Source organism: Streptomyces sp. NPDC020489, assembly GCF_044386545.1.
Lineage (GTDB): Bacteria > Actinomycetota > Actinomycetes > Streptomycetales > Streptomycetaceae > Streptomyces.
This window is the reverse complement of sequence record NZ_JBIRUZ010000006.1, coordinates 364,779-386,227: the sequence shown is the minus strand read 5'-3', so window position 1 is coordinate 386,227 and position 21,449 is coordinate 364,779. Positions and strand designations below refer to the sequence as shown.

Sequence of the window (21,449 nt, the reverse complement as noted above, 5' to 3'; positions counted from 1 at the left end):
ACGTCCCGTCGGTGTAGGCCGAGCGCACGCGAACAGGTAGCGTGCGTATCTCAGCCATCCCGCACAATGGGTGGCACAGGTGCGCCCGAGCGCGAGCGGGCGTGGACGTCGACGCGGTCCCCCGGTCCGCTCCGTCCGCCCCCTCGCCACCGGCGTACGCACCACAGTGACGGCGTAGGAGAGAAGCGATACCTGTGAGCGCAGCGACCACGCGAAGCCGCACCCCCGACCGCCTGTGCGCCGAGGCCGTCGACCTCGCCCGCACCGCAGCAGAGGAGGCGGCGGCGCCCGGCGTCGTCGGTGAGCACGCGGGCCTGGAGTCCGAGGGCGACCGGGTCGTCACGCACTTCTTCGAGTGCAAGGAGCTCGGCTACCGGGGCTGGCGCTGGGCGGTCACCGTGGCGCGGGCCTCCCGGGCGAAGATCGTGACGCTCGACGAGGTCGTGCTGCTGCCCGGCCCCGACGCGCTGCTCGCCCCCGAGTGGGTGCCGTGGAGCGAGCGGCTGCGCCCCGGGGACATGGGGCCGGGGGATCTGCTGCCCACCGACGCCGAGGACCTCCGTCTGGAGCCCGGTTACTCCGGTGGGGACGACCCGGTGCCGAGCGCCGCCGTCTCCGAGGAGATGGCCGAGCTGGTGGAGGCCGAGGACGCGGAGGTCACGGCGGGCTCCCCGGCGCACCTGCCCGTGGTGCCCGCGCGGGGTTCGATCGCCGCGGTCGCGGAGGAGCTGGGCATGCGCCGTGCCCGGGTCCTGTCCCGCTACGGGCTGCACATCGCCGCCGACCGCTGGGAGGAGGCCTACGGCGCCAAGACGCCCATGGCCCAGGCGGCCCCCGCGACCTGCGTCAGCTGCGGCTTCCTCCAGCCGATCGGCGGTTCCCTCGGCCAGGCCTTCGGTGTCTGCGCCAACGAGTTCGCTCCCGCGGACGGCCGGGTGGTGTCGCTGGCGTACGGCTGCGGCGGCCACTCCGAGGCCGCGGTGATGCCGAAGCCGCCGCGTCCGGCGGCGCCGGTGATCGACGAGACGAAGGTGGACCCCTTCCCGCTGCGCCCGGCCCCGGACTCGGGCTCGGTCCCGGCGCTCTCGGACGAGGAGTCGGCGGAGCTGGGCCACTCCTAGGGCCTGTTCCTCCGCCCGTTCGGGCGCTTGAGGGCGAGGCCCGTCCAGGGCCGGGGGTCCCCCTGTGGGGCAGGGGCGGCGGGGGCGAGACCGCGTGCGGCGGCGGCACCGCCGTGGGTCCGCGGTCGCCCGGGCCGGACAGGGCTTCCCCGATCTGCGACCCCCTTTCCTCGCGGTACCTTCGACCCCACGCCGACGAGGAGAGTGTTGAACGTGAGCAAGTTCGCGCGGCCCGCTGCCGAGGGTGCCGACCCGTTCGGGACCGCCCGTCTGAGGCGGGGTGTGCTGGACGCCTGGGCGACCAGCCCCGCCCGGTTCCGGGAGGACGCCAACGCCGAGGAGGACCTCGTCCTCGGCGGGTACCGGGACCGGCTGGTCGTGGAGCTCGCCCAGAACGCGGCCGACGCCGCCGCCAGGGCGAACGTGCCCGGACGGCTCCGGCTCACCCTCCGCGAGGGTGTGCTCGTCGCCGCCAACACCGGCGCCCCGCTGGACGCGGCCGGTGTCGAGTCGCTGTCCACGCTGCGCGCCTCCGCCAAGCGGGACACCCCCTCCATCGGCCGCTTCGGCGTCGGGTTCGCCGCCGTGCTCGCCGTCACCGACGAGCCGGCGGTCGTCGGCCGGCACGGAGGCGTGCGCTGGTCCCTGGCCGAGGCCCGGGAGCTGGCCGCCGACGTCGCCCGGCACAGCCCGGGGCTCGGGGACGAGGTCCGGCGCCGCGACGGTCACGTGCCGCTGCTGCGGCTGCCGTTCGCCGCCGAGGGCAGCGCCCCCGACCCGTACGACACCGCCGTCATCCTGCCGCTGCGCGACCCGGCCGCCGCGGACCTCGCCGAGCGGCTCCTGGACGCCGTGGACGACGCCCTGCTCCTCGCCCTGCCCGGGCTGGAGGAGGTGGTGATCGAGACCGACACCACCCGGACCCTGCGCCGGGGCACCGACGGCGCCTTCACCGTGGTGGAGGACTCCCGGGCGGGTGTGACCCGGTGGCGGGTGGCCGCCTCGCACGGTCCGCTGACGCCCGACCTCCTCGCCGACCGTCCCGTCGAGGAGCGGCAGCGGCCGCACTGGTCGGTCACCTGGGCCGTGCCCGCCGACGCCGACGGCACCCCCGTGCGCCCCCGCACCAGCCCGGTCGTGCACGCCCCCACGCCCAGCGACGAGCCGCTCGGGGTGCCCGCGCTGCTCATCGCCTCCTTCCCGCTGGACCCCACCCGCCGGCACGCGGCGCCCGGTCCGCTGACCGACTTCCTGGTGCAGCGCGCCGCCGACGCCTACACCGAACTGCTGGGCGCTTGGCGGCCGGTGACCACCGGCGCCATCGACCTGGTGCCCGGCCCGCTCGGCAAGGGCGAGCTGGACGGGGCGCTGCGGCAGGCGATCCTGGAGCGGCTGCCGAGGACCGCGTTCCTGCCGCCGGCCCTGGCGCCAGGCGAGGACGACGACCTGCCCGAGGCGCTGCGCCCGAGGGAGGCGGAGGTGGTGGAGGGCGCCGGCGCCGACACCGTGCGCGTCCTCGCCGAGGTGCTGCCCACCCTGCTGCCCGCCGGTCTGGAGCGCCGGGTGGAACTGCGCACCCTGGGCGTCGCCCGTATCCCGCTCACCGACGCCGTCGACCGGCTGGCCGGGCTGGAGAAGGAGCCGGGCTGGTGGCAGCGGCTGTACGACAGCCTCGCCGGGGTCGACCCGGACCGGCTGTCCGGGCTGCCCGTGCCGCTGGCGGACGGCCGTACGACCATCGGGCCCCGGCAGGTCCTGCTGCCCACCGCCGACGGCGCCGCCGTCGAGCCGGAGCTGCTCGCCCGGCTCGGCCTGAAGGTCGCCCACCCGGACGCCGCGCATCCGCTGCTGGAGAAGCTGGGCGCGCTGCCCGCCTCGCCGCGCGCGGTGCTGACCACCCCGCAGGTGCGAGCCGCGGTCGCCGCGTCGCTGGACGACGACGGCGGGGCGTGGGACGAGGACACCCTGGACGCGGAGGAGCTGGCCGACACCGTCCTCGCGCTCGTCCGGGACGCGGGGCTGGAGCCCGGTGACGAGCCCTGGCTCGGTGCGCTCGCGTTGCCCGACGAGGACGGCGAGTTGGCGCCCGCGGGTGAACTGGTCCTTCCCGGCAGCCCGTTCGCGCAGGTGATCCGCGAGGGTGAACTGGCGGCCGTGGACGCCGAACTGGCGGAGCGCTGGGGGGAGCAGCCGCTGGCGGCCTGCGGTGTGCTCGCCGACTTCGCGCTCGTCCGCGCCACCGACGTGGTCCTCGACCCGGACGAACTGGAGCCGCGCGACGGGGACTTCGCCGAGCCCGACGACGCCGGGCTGCTGGACGCCGTGGACGTGTGGAGCGAGGACGTCCTGGACCGCTTCCCCGACTCGCCGGTGCCGCCGGTCGCCACCGAGCTGGTCGCGGTGCGCGATCTGGACCTGGTGGACGAGGAGTGCTGGCCGCAGGCGCTCGCGATGCTGGCCCGGCCGCCGCTGCGGGACGCGCTCACCCAGCAGGTGCGGATCCTGCTGCCGGACGGCACGCATGAGCTCGTACGGCCCTACACGGCCTGGTGGTTGCGCGGGCACCCGGTGCTCGACGGCCGCCGCCCGGCCGGTCTGCTGGCCGCCGGGGGAGACCCGCTGCTGCGGGGCCTGTACGACGAGGCCGACGCGACCGGCTTCGACGACGAGCAGGTCCTGCGGGCGCTCGGGGTCCGCACGTCGGTGGCGGCGCTGCTGGACGAGCCGGGTGGGGCGGCGGAGCTGCTGGACCGCCTGGCCGACCCCTCGCGGGTGGTGACCGGGGCTCAACTGCACGCCCTGTACGGCGCGTTGGCCGAGCTGGATCCTGAGCAGGTCACCCTGCCCGACGAGGTGCGGGCCGTCGTGGACGGGCGGGTGGAGGTGGTGGACGCGGCCGACGCCGTGGTCGTCGACTCGCCCGATCTGCTGCCCTTCACCGCGGGGGTGCCGCTGCTGCCCGTACGGCCCGCGCGGGCCGCCGAGTTGGCGGAGCTGTTCCAGGTGCGGCGGCTGAGCGAGTCGGTCACCGGGTCGGTGGACTCCGAGGGCGTCGAGCACGACGTACCGGAGTCCGTACGGGTGCTGCTCGGACCGCGGACGCCGTCGACCTACGTCGAGCACGAGGAACTCCTCGTGGACGGGGTGGAGTTGGACTGGCGGCTGACCAGCGACGCCGTGCTGCACGCCTCGACGCTCGAAGGCGTGGCCGCGGGGCTGGCCTGGGCGGCGGGGCAGTGGCCGCGGCGGTTCGAGGTGGCGGCGCTGCTGGAGGATCCGTCGCGGACGGAGGAGCTGGCGCGGGACCGGTGGTTCGACTGACCGGACGGCTTCCGGGATCTTGAAATTTCTCGCACAAATTTCTCACCACCCGTACAACCATTCACTCGCGTCATGAATCTGATCACGTGAGTCAACAGACTCCTTGATCACTTGGGTCCCGGCGTGTGGGCGCTCGCCGTGGGGGACGACGACCGTCGGGGCCCTTTCTCCACACGGGGATCGCATGCGTATTCGAGCCATCGGGGCGGCCACCATCGGCGCCCTGGCCCTTTCCGCTCTGGCCGTACCCGCCGCGCAGGCGGACGGCAGCCTGGGCGACACCACGATCACCAAGGTCGTCGTCGACGGCGACAACAAGGCGTCCGTCGGCATCTCGGACGCGAAGACCATCAAGGTCAGCGTCACGGCCAAGGACGACTCCGGGATCGCCGGCGCCCAGGAGTTCTCCCTGACGGGCCCGGGCTACGGCTTCCTCACCACCGGCAAGCCGACCTGCACGGCCTCCAGCGCCACCACCTCCACCTGCACCGCGTCGGTGAAGGTGGACCCGAGGACGGACTACCTCAGCAACGCCAGCGCCGGCACGTGGTACGTGGACGCGTGGATCGACGCCAAGGACGACGACTACATCTGGACGGAGAAGGCCGGCTCCTTCAAGTTCCAGCGGGCCGCCAAGCTGACGGCGAACGCCTCGCCGGAGCCGGTGAAGAAGGGCAAGACCATCACGGTCACCGGCAAGCTCTCCCGCGCCAACTGGGAGTCGCTGGCGTACGCGGGCTACTCCGGCCAGTCCGTCAAGCTCCAGTTCCGCAAGAAGAGCGCCAGCACGTACACCACGGTCAAGACCATCAAGTCGAACTCGACGGGCAACCTGAGCACCACGGTCACCGCGTCGGTCGACGGCTACTACCGCTATGTCTTCGCGGGCACGACGACCACCGCGGCGGTCAACGCCACCGGTGACCTCATCGACGTGCAGTAAGCGACAGCGGTCGACATCTCTCCACCGGGGCCCGGCGCGTCCGGGGCCCGGTGCTCCCATCCCTTTCTTCCCTGAGGAAACACATGCGTATTCGCGCCACCGTGGCCGCCGTCTCCGGCGCCCTGGCCCTGTCCGCCCTGGCCGTCCCGGCCGCGCAGGCCGACACCTCGCGGACCTTCGACGCCTCCGACGTCCACGCCGCCGCCCAGGCCGCCTCCGGCAAGGCCGCGTTCGCCACCGCCGAGGAGCCCACCCCCTACCCCCTCGACGCCTCCTTCTCGAACGTCAAGGTCAACAAGGGCAAGAACATCGTCGTCGGCACCACCAGCGTGGTGAAGGTCCCGGTCTCGTTCACGCTGACCCACGCCGCGGACGTCGACATCCACGCCGGGGACTTCTACGCCGGTGTCGAGCTGTACAAGGGCACGGACTTCTTCACGACCGACTTCTGGTACGACAGCTCCGACGCGACCTGCACGGACACGTCCGCGACCGTCGCCTCCTGCACGGCCACCATCGCCGTCGACCCGGCTCCGGGCAACGAGGACTGGGGTCTCATCAACTCGGACGCCGGCTCCTGGAAGGCGGCCGGCTACGCCGTCGCGTTCAACGGTGAGGACCCGGAGAGCCCGAACCTGGACAACGTCGGTGTCGCCGTGACCGACAAGGCCGCCGCCCCCAAGGTCCAGCGCCTGTCGAAGCTGACGGTCAACGCCTCGCCGGAGCCGGTGAAGAAGGGCAAGACCATCACGGTCACCGGCAAGCTCTCGCGCGCCAACTGGGACACCGACAAGTACGCGGGCTACGCGGCCCAGCCGGTCAAGCTCCAGTTCCGCAAGAAGAGCGCCAGCACCTACACCACGGTCAAGACCATCAAGACCAACTCGACCGGCAACCTGAGCACCACCGTCAAGGCCTCGGCCGACGGCTACTTCCGGTACTCCTTCGCGGGTACCTCGACCACCCCGGCGGTCAGCGCCGCGGGTGACTTCGTCGACGTGAAGTAAGCAGCACCTCCCAGGGGCCGGCTCCGGAATCCATCCGGGGCCGGCCCTCGTGCTGGGCAAAGCGTCGATCTTGGCAAAGCGTTGTGCAGGTGACGACAAAATCCGGTCCCACCCGTACAACTCTCCTCGGGGTCCGGTGATCTCATCCCACGAGTCAACAGACTCCTAGCTCACTTCTCCCCCTGGGGAACGCACATGCGCAGCAGAACCATCGTGGCCGCCGTCTCCGCCGTGACCGGCGCCCTGGCGCTCACCGCCCTCGCCGTGCCGGCCGCCGAGGCCGCCACCGCCGGGCCCGCCGTCACCTTCTCCGCGCTCAAGGTGAACAGCGGCAAGAACATCGTGGTCGGCACCACGACCCAGGTCACCGTCACCGCGACGTACACCGTGACCAAGCCCGCGAGCCTGGCCGCGAGCTCCTTCGAGAGCGGGCCGGTGCTCTACCGCGGCACCACGCTCGGTCTGGACTCCGACGACATGATCCTCGGCGACGACCCCGGCACCTGCACGGCGTCCTCCTCGACGGTCCTGAAGTGCACGGCGAAGATCCAGTTCCGCCCGGACTCCTCCGCCGACGGCCTGGTCAACTCCCAGGCGGGCAGCTGGAAGCTGGGGGCCCTCGCCGCAGCCAAGGACGGCGGGCTCACCTGGCAGGCGGGCTTCGGCACCACCAAGCTCCAGCGCAAGGCCACGCTCACCGTCAACGCCTCGCCGGAGCCGGTGAAGAAGGGCAAGACCCTCACGGTCACCGGCAAGCTCTCCCGCGCCAACTGGGAGACCAACAAGTACGCGGGCTACGCGAGCCAGCCCGTCAACCTCCAGTTCCGCAAGGCGGGCACGACCACCTACACCACGGTCAAGACCGTCAGGACCAGCTCGACGGGCACCCTGAGCACCACGGTCACCGCCTCGGCGGACGGCTACTACCGCTACAGCTTCGCGGGCACCACGACCACCCCCGCGGTGAGCGCGACGGGCGACTACATAGACGTCCAGTAAAAGCGCCCCCAAAGGGGCGCGGGGCTGTATTCATGTGCGGCTACCGCCGCGCGGGCGCGACCAGCCACGACGGAGTCGCGGACGAGACCCGGCACAAGCCTCTTCGGCTGAAGCCCCGCGCTAAGCGGGCACGCGGCGGTCGACCCACTTCCAGGTCAACTCCAGGGCGGCCGCCGCCACCACCGAGATGCCCACCGCGATCCACGGCATCGTCACGCCCACCAGCTTCAGCGCGAAGAAGTCCTGGAGCCACGGCACGACCAGCACCAGCAGGAAGCCCGCGCCCATCGACGCCACCAGTGCCACCCGCCACCAGGTGTACGGGCGGGCGATGATGGCGAGCACCCACATCGAGATCAGGAACAGGGTGAGCGTGGCGACGCTCGTCTCGGCGTCCAACGCGCCCGCGCCGGTGTAGTGGTGACGGGCGATCAGATAGGTCACGAAGGTCGCGATCCCGGCCAGCAGTCCGCCGGGGATGGCGTACCGCATGACCCGGCGCACGAAGTGGGGCTGGGCCCGCTCGGTGTTGGGGGCGAGGGCGAGGAAGAACGCCGGGACGCCGATCGTCAGGGTGGACAGCAGGGTCAGATGCCTCGGCAGGAACGGGTACTCCACCTGCCAGCACACCACCAGCAGCGCCAGCAGCACCGAGTACACGGTCTTGACCAGGAACAGCGTCGCCACCCGCGTGATGTTCCCGATGACCCGGCGCCCCTCGGCGACCACCGAGGGCAGGGTCGCGAAGCTGTTGTCGAGCAGCACGATCTGCGCCACCGCCCGGGTCGCCTCCGACCCCGAGCCCATCGACACCCCGATGTCGGCGTCCTTGAGCGCGAGGACGTCGTTCACCCCGTCGCCGGTCATCGCGACCGTGTGCCCGCGGGACTGGAGGGCGCCGACCATGTCCCGCTTCTGCTGCGGGGTGACCCGCCCGAACACCGTGCCCTCGTCCAGGGCCTTCGCCATGTCCTCCTGCTCGGCGGGCAGGGTGCGCGCGTCGACCGTCGCCCCGTCGAGCCCGAGCTGGGCGGCCACCGCGCCCACCGACACCGCGTTGTCGCCGGAGATGACCTTGGCGCGGACGTCCTGCTCGGCGAAGTACCGCAGGGTGTCGGCCGCGTCGGGCCGCAGCCGCTGCTCCAGCACCACCAGGGCCGTGGGATCGACCGCGCCGGCCACCTCGGGGTCGTCCAGGTCCCGCGCGGTCCGGGCCAGCAGCAGGACCCGCAGGCCCTGTTCGTTCAGCCGCCCGGTCTCGGCGAGCGCCGGGTCGTCCGCGGCGAGCAGCACGTCCGGCGCCCCCAGCAGCCAGGTGCTGGACTCGCCGTTGCCCTCGCTGAAGGAGGCGCCGCTGTACTTGCGGGCGGAGGAAAAGGGCAGCGACTCGGTGCAGCGCCAGTCCTCGGCGTCCGGGTAGGCGTCGATGACGGCCCTCAGGGAGGCGTTGGGGCGCGGGTCGGACTCGCCGAGGGCGCCGAGCACCGTGCGGACGTACGTCTCGTCGGCGCCGTTCAGTGGCCGTAGCTCGGTGACGTCCATGCCGCCCTCGGTGAGGGTGCCCGTCTTGTCGAGGCAGACCGTGTCGACGCGGGCGAGGCCCTCGATGGCGGGCAGCTCCTGGACCAGGCACTGTTTTCGGCCAAGCCGGATGACCCCTATCGCGAAGGCGACGGAGGTGAGGAGGACCAGGCCCTCGGGGACCATCGGGACGATGCCGCCGACCGTGCGGGCGATGGACTCCTTGAGGTCGTTGCTCTTGACCACGAGCTGGGTGATCACCAGGCCGATCGCGGCCGGGACCATCATCCAGGTCACGTACTTGAGGATCGTGGAGATGCCGGAGCGCAGCTCGGAGTGGACGAGGGTGAAGCGGGAGGCCTCCTCGGCGAGCTGGGCGGCGTAGGCCTCGCGCCCCACCTTGGTGGCCCGGAACGCGCCGCCGCCCGCGACGACGAAGCTGCCGGACATGACCTCGTCCCCGGGCCGCTTGACCACGGGGTCGGCCTCGCCGGTGAGCAGCGACTCGTCGATCTCCAGCCCGTCGGCCTCGACGCACACCCCGTCGACCACGGCCTTGTCGCCGGGCCCGATCTCGATGAGGTCGTCCAGCACGATGTCGGAGGTGCTGACCTGCCGGGCGGTCCCGTCCCGCCGTACCGTCGGCCTGGCCTCGCCGATCACCGCGAGGGAGTCGAGGGTCTTCTTCGCCCGCCACTCCTGGATGATGCCTATCCCGGTGTTGGCGAGGATCACGTATCCGAAGAGGCTGTCCTGGAACGGCGCGACGAACAGCATGACCAGCCACAGCACGCCGATGATCGCGTTGAACCGGGTGAAGACGTTGGCGCGGACGATGTCCGCCATCGACCGGCTGCTGCGCACGGGGACGTCGTTGACCTGCCCGCCAGCGATCCGCTCGGCCACCTCGGCGGCGGACAGCCCGCTCGCCCCGGCCGCGGGGAGCGGCGCGGGGTGCGCAGGATCGAGTTCGGCGCCCGCGTCGGTGTGCGTCATGCATTCGACGGTACGTGCGGACGTACGGCTTCACCCGGCGAGTGGCCGGAAGATCCGACCTGGGGAGGAGGGTGAGTGGTACGCGGGTTGTACGGCCTACTGGTCTTCTCGTACGGCGGCCGCCCGCTTGAGGGCGGCGTCGCGGCGGCGGACGTAGTAGATGCCGATCAGTCCGAGCCCGGCGCCGGCCAGGCAGGTCCACACCCACCACGCGTGCCCGTGGTCGTCGAACCAGCCGTAGAAGGGGAGCTGGACGAGGAAGAGGACGAACCACAGGATCGTGCCGCCGATGATCGTCGGCACGATGGGGCCCTCCAGGGGCTCCGGTGCCTCGTGCTGGGGGGTCCACTTCGCCATGGGGCACAGCTTACGAGGTGGTCACTTCTACGCGCGGAGATGGCCATCTCTGAGTTCATATGTTCATACTGAAACCATCTGTGCCTGACCACTTCTGTTCGTAGGAAACGCCAATGTCGACCTCGGCACCCGCCAAGGCCCCCGCTCCTCAGCCGTCGGGCGGCGCCCCCGCTCCCGGCGCCCTCGACCGCTACTTCAGGATCTCGGAGCGCGGCAGCACGCTGTCCCGTGAGGTCCGCGGCGGATTCGCCACCTTCTTCGCGATGGCCTACATCATCGTGCTGAACCCGATCATCCTCGGCAGCGCGAAGGACATGTACGGCCACCAGCTCGACAACGGGCAGCTGGTGACGGCCACCTGCGTGACGGCGGCGTTCACCACGCTGCTGATGGGCGTCATCGGCAACGTGCCGATCGCGCTGGCCGCGGGCCTCGGCGTGAACTCGGTCGTCGCCCTCCAGCTCGCGCCCCGGATGTCCTGGCCGGACGCGATGGGCATGGTGGTCCTGGCGGGCTTCATCGTGATGCTGCTGGTCGCCACGGGCCTGCGCGAGCGCGTGATGAACGCGGTCCCCTTCGGTCTGCGCAAGGCCATCTCGATCGGTATCGGCCTGTTCATCATGCTGATCGGGCTGGTCGACGCCGGCTTCGTCTCCCGCATCCCGGACGTCGCCCAGACCACCGTCCCGCTCCAGCTCGGCGGCGACGGCCACCTCAACGGCTGGCCGGTCCTGGTCTTCGTGCTCGGCGCCCTGCTCACCCTCGCGCTGATCGTCCGCAAGGTCTCCGGCGCCATCCTCATCTCGATCGTCGCCATGACGGTCGTGGCGATGATCATCGAGGCTGTCGCCACGGTCCCCTCCTGGGGCCTGACGACACCGAAGTGGCCCGGCAACCCGGTCGCCACCCCCGACTTCGGCCTGCTCGGCAAGGTCAGCCTGTTCGGCGGGTTCGACAAGGTCGGGACGCTGACCGGCGTCCTCTTCGTCTTCACGGTCCTGCTGTCGTGCTTCTTCGACGCGATGGGCACGATCATGGGCGTCAGCGACGAGGCCAAGCTGACCGACGCCCAGGGCCAGATGCCGGGCATCAACAGGGTGCTCCTCGTGGACGGCCTCGCCGTCGCGGCGGGCGGTGCCAGCTCCTCGTCGGCCACGACCGCCTTCGTGGAGTCCACCGCGGGCGTGGGCGAGGGGGCGCGCACCGGCTTCGCCAACCTCGTCACCGGCGGTCTGTTCGCCGTGGCGCTGTTCCTCACGCCGGTCGCCACGATGGTCCCGTCCCAGGCGGCCACCCCGGCGCTGCTCGCCGTCGGTTTCCTGATCCTGGCGGGCTCGGTCAAGGAGATCGACTGGGCCGACCACACCATCGCGATCCCGGCCTTCGTCACGATGGTGATGATGCCGTTCACCTACTCCATCACCAACGGCATCGGCATGGGCTTCATCACCTTCGTGGTGCTGCGGCTGGCGGCCGGGCGCGGCAAGGGCGTCCCCGTCGCGATGTACGTGGTCGCCGCCGTCTTCGGCTTCTACTACCTGATGCCGGCGCTGGGCCTGACCTGAGCCGCGGGGGTCACGTGACCCCGTAGAACTTCTCCGTCTCCTCGACGGCGGTCTGGAACCGCTCGTCGAAGTCGTCCCGAATGAGCGTCCGGACCACGTAGTCCTGGACGCTCATTCCCCTTTTGGCCGCATGGTCCCGGAGCCGGTCGAGCAGCTCCCCGTCTATCCGCAGGCTGAGCACGCTGGTCCCCATGGACACGAGGGTCGCCGCCGACCGGGAGCGGTGTTCACTTTCCGCCGCCACCTCACTCGTACGGGTGACTTTCCGGTTTCCGTGGCCGGACTCACGGGAATCCTCGCGCGCGACCGCTTGTTTAGCGAGAGTAATGAGTTACGCTAAAGAGATGCCGGACCTTACCCATGGCGACGACGTAGCCGCCGTGAACTCCCTGCGCTCCGCCGTGATGCGACTGTCCCGCCGACTCAAGCACCAGCGGGTCGACGAGTCGCTCAGCCCCACCGAGATGTCGGTCCTGGGCACCCTCTCCCTCTGCGGCAAGGCCACCCCGGGCGAACTCGCCCGCAAGGAGCACGTCCAGCCGCCCTCGATGACCCGCATCGTGGCACTGCTGGAGGCCAAGGGACTGGTCCGACTGGAGCCGCACCCCGAGGACCGGCGCCAGAAGGTCGTCACGAAGACGGAACAGGCCGAGGCGATGCTCGCCGAGAGCCGCGTCAAGCGCAACGCCTTCCTGGCCACCCTGGTCGACGGACTGGACGAGGACGAGTGGGCGACACTGCGCGCCGCCGCCCCCGTGCTGGAGAAGCTCGCGCACCTGTAAGCCGTCACCCGAGGAGGCGAACGCACTTTGAGTACGGGACCCGGAGCAGACTCCGCCCCCGCACCGTCCACCCCTACCCCCGAGGACCCAGGCCGGTCCTCGATGTTCAGCTCCCTGAAGGTCCGCAACTACCGGCTCTTCTTCGCCGGCCAGGTCGTCTCCAACACCGGCACCTGGATGCAGCGCATCGCCCAGGACTGGCTGGTCCTCAGCCTCACCGGCTCCTCGACCGCCGTCGGCGTCACCACCGCCCTCCAGTTCCTGCCCATGCTGCTCTTCGGCCTCTACGGCGGCGTCCTCGTCGACCGCCTCCCCAAGCGCCCCACCCTGCTGGTCACGCAGTCCGCGATGGCCGTCACCGGCCTCGCCCTCGCCGCCCTCACCCTGACCGGGCACGTGCAGGTCTGGCACGTCTACCTGGCCGCCTTCGCCGTGGGACTGGCGACCGTCGTCGACAACCCGGCCCGCCAGACCTTCGTCTCCGAGATGGTCGGCCCCGACCAGCTCCAGAACGCCGTCAGCCTGAACTCCGCGAACTTCCAGTCCGCCCGCCTCGTCGGCCCCGCCGTCGCCGGACTGATGATCACCGGCGTGGGCACCGGCTGGGCGTTCCTCTTCAACGGACTGTCCTTCGTCGCGCCCATCACGGGCCTGCTGCTGATGCGCGCCCGCGACCTGCACGACGTCCACCGCGCCCCGCGCGGCAAGGGCCAGCTGCGCGAAGGACTGCACTACGTCGCCGGGCGCCCGGACCTCGTCTGGACCATCGTCCTCGTCGGGTTCGTCAGCACCTTCGGCTTCAACTTCCCCGTCTACCTCTCCGCCTTCGCCGACGACGTCTTCCACGCCGGCGCCGGCTCCTACAGCCTCTTCAACACCCTGATGGCCGTCGGCTCCCTCGCCGGCGCCCTGCTCGCCGCCCGCCGCGGCACCGCCCGGATGCGGGTGCTGGTCGCGGGCGCCGTGGCCTTCGGCACGCTGGAGATCGTGGCCGCCCTCGCCCCGTCCCTGTGGCTGTTCGCCCTGCTCATGATCCCGATCGGCATGTTCGGCATGACGGTCAACGTCACCGCCAACAGCAGCGTCCAGATGAGCACCGACCCGGCCATGCGCGGCCGGGTGATGTCCCTCTACATGATGGTCTTCATGGGCGGCGCCCCCCTCGGCGCCCCGATCGCCGGCTGGATCACCGACGCCTACGGCGTCCGCGCGGGCCTCGCGGCCGGCGGAGTGATCGCCGCCGCCGCGGCCGCGACGATCGGCCTGGTCCTGGCCCGCGTCGGCAACCTCCGGCTGACGGTCGGCTGGCACCACGGCCACCCGCGCGTGGGCCTGGTCCCCCGGGAGCGGGAGCGCCTGACCACGGCCGCGTGACACCGGCCGACGCACTGGCAGGCTGGGCCGCATGAGACTCTTCGCCGCCGTCCTGCCACCCGAGGACGTCACCCACGACCTCGCCACCGAGGTCGACGAACTCAAGAGACTCCCCGGCGCGGACACCCTGCGCTGGACCGGCCGCCCGGGATGGCACTTCACACTGGCGTTCTACGGCGAGGTCGACGCCGACGCCGTCCCCGCACTGTCGGCCCGCCTGGAGCGGGCCGCCGCCCGCACCGCCCCCTTCGAACTGGCCGTGCGCGGCGGCGGGCAGTTCGGGCACGGGCGCGCCCTGTGGGCCGGGGCCGCCGGGGACGTGCCCGCGCTGCGGCTGCTCGCGGACCGCGCGGAGGCGGCGGCGCGCAAGGCGGGGCTGGAGACGGGCGAGCACCGGCGGTACAAGGCCCACCTGACGGTGGCGCGCAGCCGGGACGCGGTGGACGTACGGCCCTACCTGGAGGCGCTCGCGGGATTCGAGAGCCGGACCTGGACCGTCGGCGAGCTGGCGCTGGTGCGCAGCTACCTGCCGCGCTCCGGGGTGCCGGGCGAGCAGCCGCGGTACGAGGTGGTCGCCCGGTGGGCGCTCGCGGGGGCCGGTTAGGCTCGGGGCGTGGACCCGAAGACCCGGAACCGAATCATGGCCGTCGTGCTGGTGCTGATGTTCGTCGTCGTGGCGACGGCGTCGCTGCTCGGCAGGTAGGGGAACCGCGCGGCCGGTCGCGCGGTTCCCCGCGCCGCTACCAGGCGAACGCCTCCGGCGACGGGCCCGGACCCGGGAAGATCTCGTCCAGGGACGTCAGCACCTCCTCGCCGAGCTCCAGCTCCACCGCCCTGAGCGCCGACTCCAGCTGCTCCGCCGTGCGCGGGCCGACGATCGGGCCGGTGACGCCCGGGCGGGTGAGCAGCCAGGCCAGCGCGGCCTCGCCGGGCGCGATCCCGTGCTTGTCGAGCAGATCCTCCGGACGACTACGGGACCGACACGGCCGGGACGCTTCGTGAGATCGTCCGCCGTCTCCTCACGGGCGAGTCGGCGAACAGCATCGCGCAGTGGCTCAACGAGGACGTGTCGAAGACCCCGACGTCACTCGACGCCCAGATGATCCGTAGCGGCAAGACCCCGAAGGGCAGCCGCTGGACCGGCGCGAACACGGCCAAGGTCGTACGTTCCCGCTGCAGCCTGGGGCAGATGGAGGTGTCCGAGGAGGTGATGGTCGAGGGGAAGAAGACGACACGACGCCGGGTCGTCCGGGGCGCGGACGGTCAGCCCCTTCAGCGCGCTGAGCCGCTGATCACGCACGAGGAGTGGGAGCTGGCCAACAAGAAGCTGGACGAGAACACCAGCAAGCGCAACGGCAACCGCAAGGGTGGGTCGCCCTTGCTCCAGGTCGCGTTCTGCACATGTGGGGAGCCGGCGTATCTCGCCCCTGGCCGTAACTGGCCCTACTACCGCTGCGCCTCCCGAACCACGCACAAGCCGTGTCCGACCGGAAGCAAGGGCATCGCGGCGCACACGCTGGAGGACGCCGTGGGGAGAGCGTTCCTCCTCGCTGCCGGGGACGTCGAGATCGTCCGGAAGGTCTTCCGGCCGGGCGTGGACTACACGCGCGACATCGAGGAAGTGAACCGCGCTCTGTCGGACCTGAGGGAGGACCGCGAGGCGGGCATCTACTCCAGTGAGCTGGGCAAGCAGGAGTACCGGGAGGCGTACAAGCGGTTGGACGCGCGACGTGAACAGCTCGTCGCGCAGCCCACGCGCCCGGACACCTGGGAGGAGATCCCGACAGGAGAGACCTACTGGGAACGGTGGAGCACGTTGTCGACCCAGCACGAAAGGGGCCAGGAGCTTCGCGCCGCAGGGGTCAAGGCCGTCATCCACGCCGAACCCCTCCAGGGGACGACCGTCGCGCAACTCAGGTCCGCCGAAGGGCACGACGGGATGTGGCAGCACCCCGTCGGACGGGTTCAGGTTCTGATCCCGATGGACTTCAAGCAGCGTGTACGCAACATGGCGGCGGTCCGCAGCGAAGCCTGACGAGTGGCTAGCGAGAGGGAGGGGGCCCTGCACCGGCATCTCGGAGACGACTCCTGACGGCGGCACCTGATGCTCCTTGCTTGGAGCGGACTCGAAGGAGTTGGCTGGTGGCCCATGAAGTACACCCAGCTCGGACGCACCGGACTCAAGGTCAGCCGACTCGTTCTCGGCACGATGAACTTCGGTCCGCAGACAGACGAATCAACCAGCCACGGCATCATGGACGCCGCTCTCGACGCGGGTCTGAACTTTCTGGATACGGCCAACGTCTATGGGTGGGGAGAGAACAAGGGCCGCACCGAGGAGATCATCGGTACCTGGTTCGCCCAGGGTGGCGGGCGGCGCGACAAGGTCGTCCTCGCCACCAAGGTGTACGGGAACATGGCGGGCGACGGGGACGTATGGCCCAACCACGACAAGCTCTCCGCGGTGAACATCCGACGGGCCGTCGACGCCTCCCTCAAGCGGCTCCAGACGGACTACATCGACATCTACCAGTTCCATCACATCGACCGGTCGACGCCGTTCGAGGAGATCTGGCAGGCGATCGACGTCCTGGTCCAGCAGGGCAAGATCCTCTACGCGGGGTCGTCCAACTTCCCCGGCTACAAGATCGCCCAGGCCAACGAGACCGCCGCCCGGCACGGCCGCATGGGCCTGGTCAGCGAGCAGTGCCTCTACAACCTCGCTGAGCGCCGCGCCGAGATGGAGGTCATCCCGGCCGCGCAGGACTACGGCCTCGGGGTCATCCCGTGGTCTCCGCTGCACGGAGGACTACTCGGCGGCGTCCTCAAGAAGGAGGCCACACAGGGGCGCCGGGCAAGTGGTCGCGCTGCCGACGCACTCAAGGACACCAAGACACGCGAGCAGATCCAGGCGTACGAGAACCTCCTCGGCAAGCACGGCCTGGAGCCCGGTGAAGCCGCGCTCGCCTGGCTGCTGACCCGCCCCGGTGTCACCGGCCCGATCGTCGGCCCTCGCACGCAGGAGCAGCTGGACTCGGCGCTGCGCGCCCTGCAGTTGGAGCTGAGCGAGGAACTGCTGACGTCTCTGGACGAGATCTTCCCCGGTCCCGGACCGTCTCCCGAAGCCTTCGCATGGTGAGGTAGCGGGTCTGTGAAGGGGCCGTCGCCTTCTGCTTGCGTTCGAAGCGGAGTTGGAGGCGGCGGCTTCGTCGTTCCCACTCGGGGGCCGCGGGAGCGGTGAGCGTCAGCAATGCACTGCTGTGGAACCGGGCGTCAAAACTGCCGGTTGGCGCCGAGCTGCGTGTACTTCATGCCTCCCTAGCCAACGGCGTGGAGTGCGCTCTAGGCAAGGGCGGCCAGGAAGGCGGCCCAGGTGGAGGGGGCCACGTGGAGGGCGGGGGAGGCGGTGCCGGTCGTCTTGGAGTCGCGGATGTGGACGGTGGTGGGGGTGAGGGCGACCTCCAGGCACTCGCCGCCCTGGCCGCTGCTGTAGCTGCTCTTGAACCAGTCCAGGTCCGTGCTCATAGCCTGCCTGCCACCTCGCTGATCAACTGCGCCGACTCCTCGGGGTTGAGGGCCTGCGCTCGCAGAATGCCATACCGGGCGAACATCTGGCCCAACTCGGGTTGCTGGGTGACGAAGTAGCCGTTGTGCGGGCCCTCGACATAGCCGATCCGGTCGGAATCCTCGGTCTCCAGCAGGATCATCGGGCCGTCGAGACCGGCGTGGTCCCGGCGGCCGGTCGGCATCACCTGGATCTCGACGCTGCGGCTGCGGCCGATGTCGAGAAGGTGGCCCAACTGCTCCTTCAGCGCCTGGTCGCCGCCCAGCGGGCGACTGAGGAGGTGCTCCTCCAGCACGAAGCCGACGACCGGCGCCGGTTTCCGCTCCAGCACCCGCTGCCGGTCCATGCGAGCGGCGAGCCTGGTGTCGATCTCGCCGTCCTCCAGCGAGGGGCGGTGGACCTCGAAGGTCGCTCGCGCGTACGCCTCCGTCTGAAGCAGGCCCGGGATCACGTGAGTTGTGTACATGTAGATCGCGGTGGCCCTCGCCTCCATCTCCGCGTAGTCCTCGAACCACGACGGAAACCGGCTGCCCTTCAGTTTCTGCCCCACAGCGACCAGTGCACCTTGTGCACCGAGCCGTTCGTCCGCCACCTCCACGAACTGTCCCTTGGGCGCCCGCTCTCCCCGCTCCACCATCGCCACCTGGGACTTGGAGTAGCCGACCTCCTTGCCCAGCGCCTCCTGGGTGACCCCCGCCCGCTCGCGGTAGAACCGCAGCAGCGAGCCGAAGATCTCCAAGTTCTCCGCGCCCCGTTCACCGGAGTGCACAACCGCCTCCCCAAGTACACAGCCCCGCACGGACGTTGCGCCGCTCTGGTCACAGTATGTGAGCGCGCGCAACGCTTTGCGGCATGAACGAGAGAATCGCCGCGCCCTGGATCCCGAGCTGGATCCCCGGCTCCGGCCACGCCCTGCGGCACGCGGGCATCCACTTCGACGCCGTACGGATGAAGGAACCGCTGGCCGAGCGGGTCGCCTCGGAGCTGATGCGGTGCACGGACTTCGAGGCCGGTCCGATCGTGGCCGAGGCGACGGGCGACCGGAACATGTACTTCCTGTTGCCCCCGCAAACCGCGACGTCCTTCACCTGGCCACCCGGCGTGCGCGCGCTGACGCGCAGTGACCGGGGTCTGGCGTACGTCGGTGTCCCGGCGCTGACGGGGATCACCTGGCCGCTGGGGTGGCGTTCGGCGCCGTCGGAGGAGGCGCCGTTCGTGGCGGGGGAGTTGCTGTGCGAGCTGGTGGGCAGCATGACCGGCATCACGAGGTGAGCTCCGTGGTCCGTGAGGCCGTCCCGGGCTCAGCCGCGGGGCGACACGGTGCTCCCGGTCCCACCGTCGCGGTGTGCTCGGTAGGGCTTTCCGATGCCCCACCCCTGGTGCAGGGCCGCCGCGAAGGCCGCCGCGATCTTGTGTTCGCCGCTCGCGTTGGGGTGGGTGCCGTCGTAGGTGTCGTGGGCGATGTCGTACGCCGTGGGCGGCGAGGCCAGCAGCAGGGGGGAGCGGGGCTCGTCGAGGTCGGCCACCGTCTTGGCGAGGAGTTCGTTGAAGCGGGTGACCTGCGCGCCGAACGCGGCGTCGTCGGCGGCCCGGACGTTCGGGATGACCGGGAGCAGCACCATGCGGACGCGGGGCTCGGCGGAGCGTGCCCGCGTGACGAAGGCGCGGACGTTGTCCGCCGTCTGCTCGGCGTTGGTGTAGAAGCCGAGGTCGATCAGGCCGAGGGAGACCAGCAGGACGTCGGCCTGGCAGACGCGGACCGCGTCGCCTATCAGCGGTGCCATGTGCAGCCAGCCCTCGCCCCAGCCGGCGAGGTGGGCGCGGGGGAAGTCCGGGTCGGCGTACGCGTGGGACGTGGGGGCGTCGGTCGCCTTGTCGTGGAGGGTCTCGCGCGGGCCGACGAGGGCGAAGGGGCCGTCGTGGGTGTCGCGCAGGTGCTGCCACATCCGGTAACGCCATGTGTGTTCGCCCGCGCTTCCGATCGTCATGGAGTCGCCGACGGGCATGAGCCTGAGCATCCGCTCATGATGAACGATCACCGCGGGCGGTGGGGTGTGAGGCGTGCCACGTGGGGGCCCGCCCCGGGATGGCAAGCTGGGCGCATGCGTGCGCTACTCGGTGTCGTCGGAGTCACTGCCCTGCTCGTCCTCACGGGCGCGAGCCCCGCGGCCGCCGCCGACGGGGAGGGCGACCACGGGTTCACCATCGAGGATCCGCGCATCACGGAGTCCAGCGGGCTCGCCGCGTCCCGTCAGCACCCGGGCATCTACTGGACCCACAACGACCAGGACACCGGCACCTACCTCTACGCCGTCGACAGCTCCACCGGGAGGACCGTCGCGCGGATCACCCTGCAAGGGGTCGGCACCCAGCGGGACGTCGAGGCCGTCGCCATCGGGCCCGACAACCAGATCTATGTCGGGGACATCGGCGACAACGACGGCGTGACCTGGCCCTATGTGTGGATCTACCGGCTGCCCGAGCCGAAGAAGCTCGTCGACCAGACCGTGCGCGCCCAGCAGTACGTCGTGAAGTACTCCGACGGCTCCCGGGACGCCGAGTCGATGATCGTCCACCCGAAGAGCGGGCGCGTCTACATCATCGACAAGCAGGAGGACGGCGGGCACCTGTACGAGGGTCCCGCCGAGCTGTCCGCCTCCGGCGCCAACGTCTTCCGGCCCACCAAGGCCGTCGACCTCTGGGCCACCGACGCCGCCTTCTCGCCGAACGGCCGACAGCTCGCCGTACGCGGTTACTTCGGCGGTGTCTGGTACGACTGGAACGGCGGCGACCTCAAGCGCGGCGGCCGGATCAGCGTGCCCATCGGGCAGGGGGAGTCCGTCAGTTACTCGCCCGACGGCACGAAACTGATGCTCGGCAGCGAGGGCGCGGGCAGCGAGGTGGTGGCCGAGGACGCGCCCGGGGGCGACGGATCGTCCAACTCGCCGTCAGGTGGCGGGGGTTCGGGTCAGGCGAGCGGTGGCAGCGGCTCCGACGACGGGAACGTCAAGGTCGGGGCCCTCGCCGTGGCCGCGGTCGTCGCGGTCGTGTTCGGCTTCCGGCGGTTGCGGCGCCGGGGGTGAGGCGCCGGGGCCCGGATCAGGGTTGGGTGCGACGCTGTGACACGAGCACCTCGAGGCCGTCGAGGACGCGTTGCAGTCCGAACTCGAAGTGGTCGAAGTCGGTGCCGAAGGCGTCCTCGGAGAGGGCGGCCAGCACCGGGTAGCGGCCGCTGGCCATGACCTTCTCCAGCGTCGGCACCTGGGCCTGCCAGAACTCGGCGTCCGTCAGGCCGGTCCGGCGCTCGACCTCCTGCGCGTACAGCTGGGTGCGGGCGGCGCCGACGACGTAACCGTCGATCATGATGATCACCGAGACCAGCTCGGGGTCGGTCAGGCCCATCGGCTTGATGCGGCTGAGGATCTTCTCCATGCCGTCCAGGGCGCTCGGGCCGAGGATCGGGCGGGACTGGTTGACCTGGAGCAGCCAGGGGTGGCGGCGGTACAGGGCGAGGGTGGCGCGGCCCATCGCCTCCAGGGCCGAGCGCCAGGTGCCGTCGCCGAGGTCCGCCGGGTTCTCCGAGGGGCGCTGCACGCGGTCCAGCATCAGGTCGAGCAGCTCGCCCTTGCCGGGGACGTACCGGTACAGCGACATCGCGCCGGTGCCCAGCTCGGTGGCGACACGGCGCATCGACACCGCCGGGAGGCCGTCCGCGTCCGCCACCTGGACGGCCGCTTCCACGATCCGGTCGAGGGTGAGGGCCGGCTTGGGCCCGCGGCTGGGCCGCCGGCCGGTGTCCCACAGCAGCTCCAGGGTGCGGACGATGTCGCCGCTGCCGCTGGTCTCCGAACCGTTCGTCATGCGGGCAGTTTAGTTGCCCCCGAAAAAAACTGGGTAC

The 21,449-nt window shown here is 71.0% G+C and carries 19 protein-coding genes and 2 pseudogenes; 13 read left to right on the top strand and 8 right to left on the bottom strand.

All coding sequences use genetic code 11. From position 1 onward, the window contains the following. The first annotated feature begins 194 nt into the window (after nucleotides 1–194). The 5 genes from ACH41F_RS18840 (at nucleotide 195) to ACH41F_RS18820 (ending at nucleotide 7,391) form a co-directional block, all read left to right on the top strand. The gene (locus ACH41F_RS18840) at nucleotides 195–1,121 is read left to right on the top strand and encodes a DUF3027 domain-containing protein (RefSeq protein ID WP_391234152.1); all 927 of its coding nucleotides are present in this window, start codon (nucleotides 195–197) and stop codon (nucleotides 1,119–1,121) included. Between the two features lie 213 nt (nucleotides 1,122–1,334). After that, on the top strand, nucleotides 1,335–4,442 hold the full coding sequence (locus ACH41F_RS18835) for a sacsin N-terminal ATP-binding-like domain-containing protein (RefSeq protein WP_398836632.1): 3,108 nt from the start codon (nucleotides 1,335–1,337) through the stop codon (nucleotides 4,440–4,442). A 184-nt stretch (nucleotides 4,443–4,626) separates the two neighbouring features. After that, nucleotides 4,627–5,385, top strand: coding sequence for a calcium-binding protein (locus ACH41F_RS18830; RefSeq protein WP_391234154.1), 759 nt, complete (start codon nucleotides 4,627–4,629; stop codon nucleotides 5,383–5,385). 83 nt (nucleotides 5,386–5,468) lie between these two features. Beyond that, nucleotides 5,469–6,392: a hypothetical protein gene (locus ACH41F_RS18825; RefSeq protein WP_391234155.1), complete on the top strand. Its 924-nt coding sequence runs from the start codon at nucleotides 5,469–5,471 to the stop codon at nucleotides 6,390–6,392. Between the two features lie 195 nt (nucleotides 6,393–6,587). Next, nucleotides 6,588–7,391: a hypothetical protein gene (locus tag ACH41F_RS18820; protein ID WP_398836630.1), complete on the top strand. Its 804-nt coding sequence runs from the start codon at nucleotides 6,588–6,590 to the stop codon at nucleotides 7,389–7,391. Between the two features lie 120 nt (nucleotides 7,392–7,511). On the opposite strand, the gene ACH41F_RS18815 is transcribed toward ACH41F_RS18820, so the two are convergent. Continuing rightward, nucleotides 7,512–9,908, bottom strand: coding sequence for an HAD-IC family P-type ATPase (locus ACH41F_RS18815; protein WP_391234157.1), 2,397 nt, complete (start codon nucleotides 9,906–9,908; stop codon nucleotides 7,512–7,514). 96 nt (nucleotides 9,909–10,004) lie between these two features. Continuing rightward, on the bottom strand, nucleotides 10,005–10,265 hold the full coding sequence (locus tag ACH41F_RS18810; RefSeq protein WP_391234158.1) for a DUF2530 domain-containing protein: 261 nt from the start codon (nucleotides 10,263–10,265) through the stop codon (nucleotides 10,005–10,007). 113 nt (nucleotides 10,266–10,378) lie between these two features. Here ACH41F_RS18810 and ACH41F_RS18805 point away from each other — a divergent pair, with 113 nt between their 5' ends. After that, nucleotides 10,379–11,830 carry a solute carrier family 23 protein gene (locus ACH41F_RS18805; RefSeq protein ID WP_391234159.1) on the top strand — a complete coding sequence of 484 codons (1,452 nt, stop codon included), beginning with the start codon at nucleotides 10,379–10,381 and terminating at the stop codon, nucleotides 11,828–11,830. 10 nt (nucleotides 11,831–11,840) lie between these two features. Here ACH41F_RS18805 and ACH41F_RS18800 read toward each other — a convergent pair whose 3' ends face one another. Next, complete coding sequence (locus ACH41F_RS18800) at nucleotides 11,841–12,029, bottom strand: ribbon-helix-helix protein, CopG family (protein WP_391234160.1); 189 nt, start codon at nucleotides 12,027–12,029, stop codon at nucleotides 11,841–11,843. A 145-nt stretch (nucleotides 12,030–12,174) separates the two neighbouring features. Between ACH41F_RS18800 and ACH41F_RS18795 the strand changes: the two genes are divergently transcribed. Genes ACH41F_RS18795 through thpR form a run of 3 tightly spaced genes read left to right on the top strand, consistent with a single transcriptional unit; the run spans nucleotide 12,175 to nucleotide 14,590 of the window. Next, nucleotides 12,175–12,612, top strand: coding sequence for a MarR family transcriptional regulator (locus ACH41F_RS18795; RefSeq protein ID WP_391234161.1), 438 nt, complete (start codon nucleotides 12,175–12,177; stop codon nucleotides 12,610–12,612). Nucleotides 12,613–12,639: 27 nt separating this feature from the next. Continuing rightward, on the top strand, nucleotides 12,640–13,986 hold the full coding sequence (locus tag ACH41F_RS18790) for an MFS transporter (RefSeq protein WP_398836628.1): 1,347 nt from the start codon (nucleotides 12,640–12,642) through the stop codon (nucleotides 13,984–13,986). A gap of 31 nt (nucleotides 13,987–14,017) precedes the next feature. Continuing rightward, on the top strand, nucleotides 14,018–14,590 hold the full coding sequence (gene thpR / locus ACH41F_RS18785) for an RNA 2',3'-cyclic phosphodiesterase (protein WP_398836626.1): 573 nt from the start codon (nucleotides 14,018–14,020) through the stop codon (nucleotides 14,588–14,590). Between the two features lie 136 nt (nucleotides 14,591–14,726). Here thpR and ACH41F_RS18780 read toward each other — a convergent pair. Then, nucleotides 14,727–14,948, bottom strand: a pseudogene (locus ACH41F_RS18780) (aldo/keto reductase); the annotation flags it as partial. 29 nt (nucleotides 14,949–14,977) lie between these two features. On the opposite strand from ACH41F_RS18780, the pseudogene ACH41F_RS18775 reads away from it, so the two are divergent. Next, nucleotides 14,978–16,021: pseudogene (locus tag ACH41F_RS18775) on the top strand (recombinase family protein); the annotation flags it as partial. Nucleotides 16,022–16,135: 114 nt separating this feature from the next. Next, the gene (locus ACH41F_RS18770) at nucleotides 16,136–17,125 is read left to right on the top strand and encodes an aldo/keto reductase (protein ID WP_391234164.1); all 990 of its coding nucleotides are present in this window, start codon (nucleotides 16,136–16,138) and stop codon (nucleotides 17,123–17,125) included. A 203-nt stretch (nucleotides 17,126–17,328) separates the two neighbouring features. Here ACH41F_RS18770 and ACH41F_RS18765 read toward each other — a convergent pair whose 3' ends face one another. Next, nucleotides 17,329–17,511: a DUF397 domain-containing protein gene (locus ACH41F_RS18765; protein ID WP_398836624.1), complete on the bottom strand. Its 183-nt coding sequence runs from the start codon at nucleotides 17,509–17,511 to the stop codon at nucleotides 17,329–17,331. Continuing rightward, nucleotides 17,508–18,320, bottom strand: coding sequence for a helix-turn-helix domain-containing protein (locus tag ACH41F_RS18760; RefSeq protein ID WP_398836623.1), 813 nt, complete (start codon nucleotides 18,318–18,320; stop codon nucleotides 17,508–17,510). Before ACH41F_RS18760 ends, ACH41F_RS18765 begins: the two co-directional genes overlap by 4 nt. Nucleotides 18,321–18,403: 83 nt before the next feature. Here ACH41F_RS18760 and ACH41F_RS18755 point away from each other — a divergent pair, with 83 nt between their 5' ends. Then, entirely contained in the window at nucleotides 18,404–18,823 is a 420-nt protein-coding gene (locus ACH41F_RS18755; RefSeq protein ID WP_391234167.1) for a hypothetical protein, read from the top strand. Between the two features lie 29 nt (nucleotides 18,824–18,852). Here ACH41F_RS18755 and ACH41F_RS18750 read toward each other — a convergent pair whose 3' ends face one another. Next, nucleotides 18,853–19,569 (bottom strand): GDSL-type esterase/lipase family protein, encoded by a 717-nt coding sequence (locus tag ACH41F_RS18750; protein WP_391234168.1) that lies wholly within the window; start codon nucleotides 19,567–19,569, stop codon nucleotides 18,853–18,855. 84 nt (nucleotides 19,570–19,653) lie between these two features. On the opposite strand from ACH41F_RS18750, the gene ACH41F_RS18745 reads away from it, so the two are divergent. Continuing rightward, nucleotides 19,654–20,634 (top strand): WD40 repeat domain-containing protein, encoded by a 981-nt coding sequence (locus tag ACH41F_RS18745; protein WP_391234169.1) that lies wholly within the window; start codon nucleotides 19,654–19,656, stop codon nucleotides 20,632–20,634. Nucleotides 20,635–20,650: 16 nt separating this feature from the next. Here ACH41F_RS18745 and ACH41F_RS18740 read toward each other — a convergent pair whose 3' ends face one another. Then, complete coding sequence (locus ACH41F_RS18740; RefSeq protein ID WP_391234170.1) at nucleotides 20,651–21,412, bottom strand: TetR/AcrR family transcriptional regulator C-terminal domain-containing protein; 762 nt, start codon at nucleotides 21,410–21,412, stop codon at nucleotides 20,651–20,653. Nucleotides 21,413–21,449: the final 37 nt, after the last annotated feature.

What these genes read in the sequence shown, in the direction of transcription:
- ACH41F_RS18830 (WP_391234154.1), top strand. Translation starts at nt 4,627, where the DNA reads ATGCGTATTCGAGCCATCGGGGCGGCCACCATCGGCGCCCTGGCCCTT.
- ACH41F_RS18825 (WP_391234155.1), top strand. Translation starts at nt 5,469, where the DNA reads ATGCGTATTCGCGCCACCGTGGCCGCCGTCTCCGGCGCCCTGGCCCTG.
- ACH41F_RS18820 (WP_398836630.1), top strand. Translation starts at nt 6,588, where the DNA reads ATGCGCAGCAGAACCATCGTGGCCGCCGTCTCCGCCGTGACCGGCGCC.
- ACH41F_RS18815 (WP_391234157.1), bottom strand. Translation starts at nt 9,908, where the DNA reads ATGACGCACACCGACGCGGGCGCCGAACTCGATCCTGCGCACCCCGCG.
- ACH41F_RS18810 (WP_391234158.1), bottom strand. Translation starts at nt 10,265, where the DNA reads ATGGCGAAGTGGACCCCCCAGCACGAGGCACCGGAGCCCCTGGAGGGC.
- ACH41F_RS18805 (WP_391234159.1), top strand. Translation starts at nt 10,379, where the DNA reads ATGTCGACCTCGGCACCCGCCAAGGCCCCCGCTCCTCAGCCGTCGGGC.
- ACH41F_RS18795 (WP_391234161.1), top strand. Translation starts at nt 12,175, where the DNA reads ATGCCGGACCTTACCCATGGCGACGACGTAGCCGCCGTGAACTCCCTG.
- thpR (WP_398836626.1), top strand. Translation starts at nt 14,018, where the DNA reads ATGAGACTCTTCGCCGCCGTCCTGCCACCCGAGGACGTCACCCACGAC.
- ACH41F_RS18770 (WP_391234164.1), top strand. Translation starts at nt 16,136, where the DNA reads ATGAAGTACACCCAGCTCGGACGCACCGGACTCAAGGTCAGCCGACTC.
- ACH41F_RS18765 (WP_398836624.1), bottom strand. Translation starts at nt 17,511, where the DNA reads ATGAGCACGGACCTGGACTGGTTCAAGAGCAGCTACAGCAGCGGCCAG.
- ACH41F_RS18755 (WP_391234167.1), top strand. Translation starts at nt 18,404, where the DNA reads ATGAACGAGAGAATCGCCGCGCCCTGGATCCCGAGCTGGATCCCCGGC.
- ACH41F_RS18750 (WP_391234168.1), bottom strand. Translation starts at nt 19,569, where the DNA reads ATGCTCAGGCTCATGCCCGTCGGCGACTCCATGACGATCGGAAGCGCG.
- ACH41F_RS18745 (WP_391234169.1), top strand. Translation starts at nt 19,654, where the DNA reads ATGCGTGCGCTACTCGGTGTCGTCGGAGTCACTGCCCTGCTCGTCCTC.
- ACH41F_RS18740 (WP_391234170.1), bottom strand. Translation starts at nt 21,412, where the DNA reads ATGACGAACGGTTCGGAGACCAGCGGCAGCGGCGACATCGTCCGCACC.